Source organism: bacterium, from assembly GCA_040756715.1.
GTDB lineage: Bacteria > UBA9089 > UBA9088 > UBA9088 > UBA9088 > JBFLYE01.
In genome coordinates, this window is record JBFLYE010000034.1 from 1 (window position 1) to 9414 (window position 9414).

Below are 9414 nucleotides of genomic sequence, written 5' to 3' on the forward strand. Positions count from 1 at the left end.
AGAGTGAAATAGTACCTGAAACGGTATACCTACAAGCTGTCAGAGGGCTATGCCAGGTTAGGTAATAAAGGCAAGGGTTTTTAAGCGTAGTAAGCTTAACAAGCGAAAAACTTCGGTTTTTTTCTTGGAACTTACTCCTTGAAATCGGCGTCTTTATTGGCCACTGGAATGCCTAATGGCGTGCCTTTTGAATAATGAGCTGGCGAGTTACTAGGTGTTGCAAGGTTAAAGGGTATAAGCCCTGAAGCCGTAGCGAAAGCGAGTCTTAAAAGGGCGTTTAGTAGCATTTAGTAGACCCGAAGCCCGGTGATCTATCCATGGCCAGGGTGAAGCAGGGTTAATCCCCTGTGAAGGCCCGAACCGGTGTAGGTGGAAAACTGCTCGGATGAGCTGTGGATAGGAGTGAAAGGCTAAACAAACCGGGTGATAGCTGGTTCTCCTCGAAATGCATTTAGGTGCAGCCTCAGGTAATGAATTATGGTGGTAGAGCACTGAATGGACTAGGGGCCCGAGAGGGTTACCAAACCCAATCAAACTCCGAATGCCATAATTTTTATCCTGGGAGTGAGACCGTGGGGGATAAGCCTCATCGTCTAAAGGGAAACAACCCAGACCATCAGCTAAGGTCCCTAATGCAGGCTAAGTGGGAAAGGATGTGAAGTTGCAAAGACAATCAGGATGTTGGCTTAGAAGCAGCCATCATTTAAAGAGTGCGTAACAGCTCACTGTTCGAGTGGCTTTGCGCCGACAATCCAACGGGGCTAAGCCGGCAACCGAAGCTATGGATATATAGAGTCAGAGAGTCAGGAGTTAGAGAGTCAAAGAGTCAATTGACTCCAAGACCCTTAGACTCCAAGACCCTTTAGACTTTTATATGGTAGAGGAGCGTTCCACACAAGGATGAAGGCGTACTGAAAGGAGCGCTGGACAATGTGGAAGTGAGTATGTCAGCATGAGTAGCGATCAGAGGGGTGAGAAACCCCTCCGCCGAAAGCCTAAGGTTTCCTTGAGTAAAGCTAATCTGCTCAGGGTAAGTCAGACCCTAAGCCGAGGCCAAGAGGCGTAGGCGATGGAAGACAGGTTAAAATTCCTGTACCACCTTTAATTATTGAGCAAGGGAGTGACACGGAAGGGTAGGCTATGCGAGTTTTTGGATATGCTCGTTCAAGGCTAAAGGCAGCAAAAGCTGCTGAAGGCTGATGGGGATCTAGCGGCGAAAGCCAATGGGAGAAGTAGCTAATCCCATGCCGTCAGGAAAAGCTCCTTTGGGAGATTAAGGGTGTCTGTACCACAAACCGACACAGGCAGGCTAGTAGAGCATACTAAGGTGCTCGAGACAACCCTGGTTAAGGAACTCGGCAAAATAACCCCGTAACCTCGGGAGAAGGGGTGCCATAGAGAATAGAATAGGCTTGCCTTTTCTGTTTAATATGGCCGCAGAGAAATGGCCCAAGCGACTGTTTATTAAAAACACAGGGCTCTGCCAAGTCTTAAAGACGATGTATAGGGCCTGACGCCTGCCCGGTGCTGGAAGGTTAAGAGGAGGGGTCAGCCCTTTCGCAAGAAGGGGTGAAGCCCTGAATTGAAGCCCCAGTAAACGGCGGCCGTAACTATAACGGTCCTAAGGTAGCGAAATTCCTTGTCGGGTAAGTTCGGACTTGCCCGATTAAAACCGGCTTATAACGGTAGAAGGGAAACCCCATACCGTGGGAAGTTGGCAAACCCAACCCCGTAACGACTGATCCGAAAGGTGAGGACTACCAAAAGTAGTCAATACGCCGGCACTTGCTAAAAAGGAGGTTGCGATGGAGCAATATTATATTACCGGTCTGGTAGATGGAGAGGGAAGTTTCTCGGTCTCTTTTTCATTAAAGAGAAGATTAAAAACAGGAATTGAAGTAAGGCCAAGCTTTTCTGTTTCTCTTAATGAGAGAGATATTGAAACATTAAAAAAGATCCGCGAATACTTCAAGGTTGGTGGGATAAGGTTTTCAAAAAGGGATAGGTGTTACAAATATGAGGTAAGGAGCATCAAAGATTTACGAAGAACAATTATCCCTCATTTTATCAAATATCCATTACAGACATCGAAGCAGAAAGATTTTGAAGCCTTTAAGAAAGTCTGTGAGATGATAAGCAAAAACCTGCATCGCTCACGGGTTTATCTTCCAACCATTATTGAGTTAGCGTATACGATGAATCCATCGGGAAAGAGAAGATACAAAAAAGAAAAGCTCCTAAAGCAATTGAGCAAGTGAAGATATAGTCTAAAAGAAGTTCCGACCCGCACGAATGGCGTAACGACTTGGGCACTGTCTCAACCAGGGACTCGGCGAAATTGTAGTACTTGCGAAGATGCAAGTTACCCGCAGCGGGACGGAAAGACCCCGTGAACCTTTACTGTAGCTTGGCATTGAATTTGGGTGTGTTATGTGTAGGATAGGTGGGAGGCTTTGAAGCAGGGGCGCTAGCTTCTGTGGAGCCACCGTTGAAATACCACCCTTAACATATTCAGGTTCTAACCTACTCCCTTGAAGCAGGGAGAGGAACAATGCCTGGTGGGCAGTTTAACTGGGGCGGTTTCCTCCTAAAAAGTAACGGAGGAGTCCAAAGGTTCCCTCAGTGTGTTTGGCAATCACACGAAGAGTATAAAGGCATAAGGGAGCTTGACTGCAAGAGGGACACCTCAAGCAGAGACGAAAGTCGGGCTTAGTGATCCGGCGGTTCTGTGTGGAAAGGCCGTCGCTCATCGGATAAAAGGTACTCCGGGGATAACAGGCTTATCTTGCCCAAGAGTCCATATCGACGGCAAGGTTTGGCACCTCGATGTCGGCTCATCGCATCCTGGGGCTGGAGCAGGTCCCAAGGGTTCGTCTGTTCGCCGATTAAAGCGGTACGTGAGCTGGGTTTAGAACGTCGTGAGACAGTTCGGTCCCTATCTGCTGTGGGCGCAGGAGATTTGAAGGGGAGCTATTCCTAGTACGAGAGGACCGGAATGGACAAACCTCTAGTGTACCAGTTGTCCTACCAAGGGCATAGGCTGGGTAGCTATGTTTGGAAGTGATAATCGCTGAAAGCATCTAAGCGGGAAGCATACCCCAAGATGAGATCTCCCGTAGCTCTGGAGGGAAAGATCAAAGCCTTAATGAGTAAATGAGCTTGCTTATTTACAAGTTAAGGTAGAGAGACTTCCTTCTATCCTCCTGAAGACTCCAGAGAGATTATCTGGTTGATAGGCGGTAGGTGGAAGCGAAGTAATTCGTTAAAAATTTAGGTTTGGATGAGAGGGAAAGAGTGGCTTGCTACAAATTCCTTTTTTGAAAAACTTAAAAGCCGAGCCGTACTAATAAGTCGTGTGTCTTTTCCTGTGCTACCATAGATTATCCTTCTCAAAGATTGTAAATTTTAAAATATTTTTTACTTTCAATTTACAATTTGCAATTCTTGAGCGAAGCGAAAGAAAATGTCCTGTGACAATGTCGAGGGGGAAACACCCGTTCTCATTCCGAATACGGTCGTTAAGCCCCTTGGAGCCGATGGTACTACACTGGTGACGGTGTGGAAGAGTAGGAAGTTGCAGGATTTTTTGTTTTTATAAAGATTTAATAGACAAACCCCTTTTTTTCCTTTATAATTTAACAATGTTTAAGAAAATTCTTGCTTTTTTCTCAAATGATATGGGGATGGATTTGGGAACAGCCACAACCCTTGTTTATTTAAAGGGAGAGGGAATTGTTTTATGTGAGCCATCTGTGGTTGCCATAAATAGGGAGACAAGAGATATTCTTGCGGTAGGAAATGATGCAAAAAGGATGCTGGGAAGGACGCCCGCAAATATTGTTGCCATTCAGCCATTAAGGGATGGTGTTATTGCAGATTTTGAAATAACGCAGGATATGATTAGATACTTTATCCAGAAGGCTAATACAAAGAAGACATTTCTGCCATTTAAACCAAGGATTGTTATTGGTGTTCCCTCTGGAATAACAGAGGTGGAAAGGAGGGCTGTTATTGAAGCGGCAGAACAAGCTGGAGCCTCTGAGGTTTATTTAATTGAAGAGCCTATGGCAGCGGCTATTGGTGCAAATATCCCTGTTCAGGAACCAACCGGCCATATGATTGTTGATATTGGTGGAGGAACAACAGAGGTTGCGGTTATCTCCCTTGGAGGGATGGTGATTAGTAAGTCTATCCGTATTGCTGGGAATGAAATGGATGAGGCAATTGTTCAATATATAAGGAAGCATTATAACCTTTTGATAGGAGATAGAACAGCAGAGGAAATAAAGATAAAGATTGGTTCTGCATATCCACTTACTGAAGAGGGCATAATGGAAGTAAAGGGAAGGGATGCAAATACAGGGCTTCCAAGGACATTAAGAATTTCATCGGATAAGGTACGGGAGGCATTAAAGGAGCCTATAAGTTTTATTATTGATGTTATAAAGTCTGCCCTGGAGGAAACACCGCCTGAGCTTTCATCTGATATTGTTGATAAGGGGATAACAATGGCAGGGGGAGGTTCTCTTCTTAATGGCCTTAATAAACTAATCTCTGAGGAAACCTCTCTTCCTGTTGTGGTTGCAGAAGATTCAACCAAATGTGTAGCCATTGGAACTGGGAAATACCTTGATGAGCTGAAAAATATCAAAATGGCAAAGAAAAGGGCTAGCCTACAATGGGTATCAAGGCTTTCCTCAAAGTAAGGGTCTTTATTCCTCTTGCCCTATCTTTTCTTATGATTATCATAAATCCCGAGAAATTAAGGGATTCTTTTCGTAGGGTTATCATTCCTATAGAGCTACTTGGTGGGAAAATAAGGGGGGCTCCTTTCCATTTTAATGAAGCTGTAAAGGATAATATAAGGCTTACAAAAGAAAAGGAAGAATTAAAAAAAGAGATTAGCTTACTTCTTCATAAATATGCAAAGACAGACGAGATAATTAAAGAAAACAAAAGACTTCGCAACATCCTTTCTTACAAAGAAAAAACAGGTTTTAATCTCATCATAGCTAATACACTAGGTTTTTCCTCTGATGCTATATCTTCAACCATTATCATTGATAAAGGCTTAAGCGATGGGATAAAAAAGGGTTCATCTGTGGTTTGCCTTTTTAAAGAGAGGGAGGTTTTTATAGGAAGGGTAATTGATGTTTTTTCTCAATCGTCCCTTGTCCTTCTTGCCACAGATCCTCTATTTTCCATTCCAGCCAGGCTTGATGTAACAAGAGAGAAGGGGCTTTTAGTAGGCCAGAAAGGCAAAATGGAGCTTAAATTTATAGAAAACAGAATACCTGTAATGCTAAAAGAACCTGTGATTACTGTTCAAGATGAGTTAACCCCGCAGGGTATTCTCATTGGTTATGTAGAGAGGGTTTCTTCTAAAAAAAGTGGGCTGTTTAAAAAGGTATTTGTAAGACCAGCTGTTTCCTTTTCTTCTCTTGAGGAGGTCCTTGTCTTTGTTCCATAAATCACCCAAGATATGCCGCCTTTACCTCTTCGTTTTTAATAAGAAGGGAGGTTTTACCTTCTAAAACAATTCTTCCTACCTCAAGGATATAAGCCCTATCTGCAATTTCTAATGATTTATGGGCATTTTGCTCTACGAGAAGAATAGGGATTCCCCTTTTGTTTATTTCCTTAATTGTGATAAATATCTTTTCTACGAGCATAGGAGCAATACCCATAGATGGCTCATCCAAAAGGAGGAGCTTTGGTTTTGCCATAATTGCCCTTCCTAAAGCCAGCATCTGCTGCTCCCCTCCACTCAATGTTCCTCCCAATTGATGAAGCCTCTCTTTCAAAATTGGAAATAGGGAAAATACCCTTTCCATCCCTTCTTTTATCCATTTTTTATTAAGCAAAAATGCACCCATCTTTAGGTTTTCAGCTACACTTAACCTTGGAAATATCTTTCTTCCCTCTGGCACATGGATTATTCCCAGCTTGGTAATCTGATGGGGAGGAACCTGGTTAATCCTTTCTCCAAAAAACCTTATCTCTCCTTTTGAAGGAGAAAGGATTCCCGAGATTGTCTTAAGGAGGGTTGTTTTTCCTGCACCATTTGCTCCAAGAATAGCTACTATCTCTTTCTCATCTACAAAAAGGCTTATCCCTTTTAATACCTCAACCTTTCCATAAGAGACAAATAGCTTTACAATCTCAAGCATCTCCTAAATACGCTTTGATCACACAAGGGTCATTCTTTATCTCATCTGGTTTTCCACTTGCAATCTTTTCTCCATAATCCAGAACCACAATTCTATCCGAGACTTCCATTACAACATCCATCTGGTGTTCAATCAAAATAATGGTTTTTCCTCTATCCCTTATTTTTCGGACAAGGGAAATTATCTCTTTGTTCTCTTTCTTATTCATCCCTGCGGTTGGCTCATCCAAAAGGAGCAAATCTGGCTCTGATGATAATGCTCTGGCTATCTCAATTCTCCTCTGGTCTCCATAGGGAAGATTTCTGGCAAGATAATTTCCAACCCCAAGGAGGGAGACAAAATCCAATGTCTCCTTTGAGCTATTTGTTATCTCCTCCTCTTCTTTTTTAAATGAAGGAAGTCTGAAAATTGCCTCAAAAAGCTCTCCCTTTGTCCTTGTATGCCTTCCTATCATAACATTTTCTAATGCTGTCATATTGGGAAATAGCCTAATATTCTGAAATGTTCGGCTAATGCCAAGATGTGTAATCTGATGGGGAGCTAAACTATCAATCCTTTTTTGTTTAAAGAGAATCTCTCCCTTGTCTGGTTTATAAAAGCCTGTTATGAGATTAAAAAATGTTGTTTTGCCAGAGCCATTTGGACCAATAACACTAACAATCTCTCCCTTTTCTATTGAAAAATCCAGATTGCTTAATGCCTTAACGCCACCAAAGCTTTTACTAATATTTTTTGTCTCTAATATCATTTTTAACCCTTAATTCATAGACCCTTCTTATGGAGGGAATAATGCCCTCTGGTCTTAAAATAACCATAACAATCATTGCAAATCCAAAGACAAGCATCCTATAGCTAACCAATGCTTGACCCAAGAATATCCGAAGAACCTCAGGGACCCCTACAAGAAGAAATACACCCAGGATAACCCCAGGAATACTTCCTATTCCACCAAGCACAACCATACACACCAAAAAAACAGATTCCCAAAATGTAAAACTCTCTGGTGAAATAAAGCCTATCCAATGGCTATAAAGGCATCCAGCCAAACCAGCGATTCCTCCACTAAACAAAAATGCTGTCATCTTTAGATTGCTAACGTCTATTCCCATAGCAGATGCTACTGTTTCATCCTCCCTTATTGCTACCAATGCCCTACCAATCCTTGAATTTTCAAGCCGATATGAAATGATCACAACAAGTAGGACAAAAAATAGGATAAGGTAGTAAAAATGTATATCCTCCCTAAAGACAAAAGAGGATATTTTAGGAGGAGAGATTATTCCGCCTACTTTCGGAAGCCCCTTTGGTCCATTTGTAAGGCTGTCCCAATTATTCAAGGCAAGTCTCGTAATCTCTCCAAATCCCAATGTAACAATGGCAAGATAATCTCCCCTAAGATGCAAAACAGGCTTTCCCAAAAGGAAGCGAAATAAAAGGCTAATTCCTATACTCAAAGGCAGACAAAACCAAAAAGATACACCAGAGAGGTTAAGCAAAACCGAGCTATAGGCACCAATCGCATAAAATGCACAAAAACCTAAATCCAGAAGTCCGGTTAAACCTATGGTAAGGTTTAGCCCCAAAGAGAGGATAATGTAAATTCCAATTAAGGCAAGGATATGGACAAGATAAACATTGCCAAATCTATTGCTAAAAAAGGGAAAAAGGATAAGAGAAAGAATAGTGGAAAACAAAATAGCCTTCTTTTTCATAATTTTTCAGGTGTCCTCTCTCCCATCAGCCCGGTTGGTTTAAAGATAAGAACAAGGATTAAAACAACAAAGGCAAGAATATCCTTGTTTTCTGAAGATATATACCCTGCACAAAATGCCTCAAGGATTCCAAGCACATAGCCTCCAAGGATTGCTCCCTTAATGTTTCCAATTCCACCCAAAACAGCCGCTGTAAATGCCTTTATTCCAGGGATAAATCCCATATTGTATTTTATAGAGCCATAATAAAGCCCATTTAAGAAACCAGCTATGCCTCCTAGGCCTCCACCAATAAAGAATGCCAGAGAAATAATAAAATTTACATTTACTCCCATAAGAGAAGATGTTATTCTGTCTTGCGAAACAGCCCTCATTGCCATTCCAAGTTTTGTCTTTGCAATAAAAAGATTTAGGGTAATCATCAAGATAATGGTAAGGACAATGATAAAAATTTGTAAGGAATTGATCTTGGTTTCTAAAATTTTAAAATATGGAAAGATGAAGGGATAGGGCTTTGATTCTGGAGAGGCAATAAGCATTACAAGGTTTTGTAAGAATATGGATACGCCTATTGCACTAATTAAGGGAATAAGCCTTTCAGACTTACGAAGTGGCCTATATGCAGACCTTTCTATAAGGATTCCTAATAACCCGCAACTTAAGAATGAAAAGAGAAATGAAAGGGGGCTTGAATGAAAAAAAAATAGGAGAGTAAGCCAAAGAATGCACCAAGCATAAATATTTCAGAATGGGCAAAGTTAATCATTAAAAGGATTCCATAGACCATTGTATAACCCAAGGCTAGAAGGGCATAAATGCCTCCCAGGGTAATCCCATTTAAAAGCTCTGAGATGAACATTATTCCTCTCTGAATTTAATAAACTTCATCATGTTTCCCTATATCTACAAATACTACTCTGTTGTTGTCAACAAAATAAAATATTATCCGTATATTATAGTCAATGCTAAAACTCCATAAGTCTTGTAGCCTTCCTGACAACTTGTGTGTTTTTAAAGCCTTATCAAAATGATTTTTTATAAATATTTCTACCCTTCCCCAAAATTTTCGTTCTAGCTCTTCATTTCCTTTAATTCTTTTTCTATACGCTCTTTTAAAGGAAGAGCTAAAACTAATTTCTATCATTCTTCTATCATTTTTCTTAGTTTGTCTACATCACTTGAAAATTCCAGTTTTGATTCTTTCAAGCTATTTTGATAATTTCTGTAGATTTCTTCTCTTTTTTCCTCTATAAGATATTTATCTATTAGAAATTTAAGGTCTTCTTTTTCTTCCCTGGGTAATGATTTTACAGATTCAATTAAATTATCATATCTTAATGCATCCATAATTGCCCTTTTACCCTATTCCTTAATCAATACAAATTTTTCTCCCTCTACCTTATAAACACTAATAGCCTTATTCAAGGTATCTCCCTTTTCATCAAATTTTGTCTCTCCCAAAATCCCTTGATAATTAACATTTTTTACCCAGTTAATTACCTTTAGATTGTCAAGACCAGAATTAGAGATTG

At 40.9% G+C, this 9414-nt stretch carries 9 protein-coding genes and 2 rRNA genes; 4 read left to right on the forward strand and 7 right to left on the reverse strand.

Going from position 1 to position 9414, the window contains the following annotated elements; translation table 11 throughout:
• The 4 genes from AB1397_01095 to mreC form a co-directional block, all read left to right on the forward strand.
• Positions 1-3365 (forward strand): 23S ribosomal RNA (locus tag AB1397_01095); the annotation flags it as partial.
• A gap of 101 nt (positions 3366-3466) precedes the next feature.
• Positions 3467-3583, forward strand: a 5S ribosomal RNA gene (gene rrf, locus AB1397_01100).
• 58 nt (positions 3584-3641) lie between these two features.
• A complete protein-coding gene (locus tag AB1397_01105) occupies positions 3642-4706 on the forward strand; it encodes a rod shape-determining protein (protein MEW6481599.1) in 1065 nt (354 codons plus the stop codon).
• Positions 4679-5470, forward strand: a complete 792-nt coding sequence (gene mreC, locus AB1397_01110; protein MEW6481600.1) for a rod shape-determining protein MreC — start codon at positions 4679-4681, stop codon at positions 5468-5470. The genes AB1397_01105 and mreC overlap by 28 nt, the downstream gene beginning before the upstream one ends.
• 1 nt (position 5471) lies before the next feature.
• Here mreC and AB1397_01115 read toward each other — a convergent pair whose 3' ends face one another.
• From AB1397_01115 to AB1397_01145, 7 genes are read right to left on the reverse strand one after another with little or no spacing between them, the layout of a single operon-like run.
• Positions 5472-6170 carry an ABC transporter ATP-binding protein gene (locus AB1397_01115; GenBank protein MEW6481601.1) on the reverse strand — a complete coding sequence of 233 codons (699 nt, stop codon included), beginning with the start codon at positions 6168-6170 and terminating at the stop codon, positions 5472-5474.
• Positions 6163-6918, reverse strand: a complete 756-nt coding sequence (locus AB1397_01120; protein MEW6481602.1) for an ABC transporter ATP-binding protein — start codon at positions 6916-6918, stop codon at positions 6163-6165. The genes AB1397_01115 and AB1397_01120 overlap by 8 nt, the downstream gene beginning before the upstream one ends.
• Positions 6893-7882, reverse strand: coding sequence for a branched-chain amino acid ABC transporter permease (locus AB1397_01125; GenBank protein MEW6481603.1), 990 nt, complete (start codon positions 7880-7882; stop codon positions 6893-6895). Before AB1397_01125 ends, AB1397_01120 begins: the two co-directional genes overlap by 26 nt.
• Positions 7879-8622 carry a branched-chain amino acid ABC transporter permease gene (locus AB1397_01130; protein ID MEW6481604.1) on the reverse strand — a complete coding sequence of 248 codons (744 nt, stop codon included), beginning with the start codon at positions 8620-8622 and terminating at the stop codon, positions 7879-7881. Before AB1397_01130 ends, AB1397_01125 begins: the two co-directional genes overlap by 4 nt.
• A complete protein-coding gene (locus AB1397_01135; protein ID MEW6481605.1) occupies positions 8541-8741 on the reverse strand; it encodes a hypothetical protein in 201 nt (66 codons plus the stop codon). Before AB1397_01135 ends, AB1397_01130 begins: the two co-directional genes overlap by 82 nt.
• Before the next feature lie 15 nt (positions 8742-8756).
• Entirely contained in the window at positions 8757-9023 is a 267-nt protein-coding gene (locus AB1397_01140; protein ID MEW6481606.1) for a type II toxin-antitoxin system YafQ family toxin, read from the reverse strand.
• Complete coding sequence (locus AB1397_01145) at positions 9023-9229, reverse strand: hypothetical protein (protein MEW6481607.1); 207 nt, start codon at positions 9227-9229, stop codon at positions 9023-9025. Before AB1397_01145 ends, AB1397_01140 begins: the two co-directional genes overlap by 1 nt.
• Positions 9230-9414: the final 185 nt, after the last annotated feature.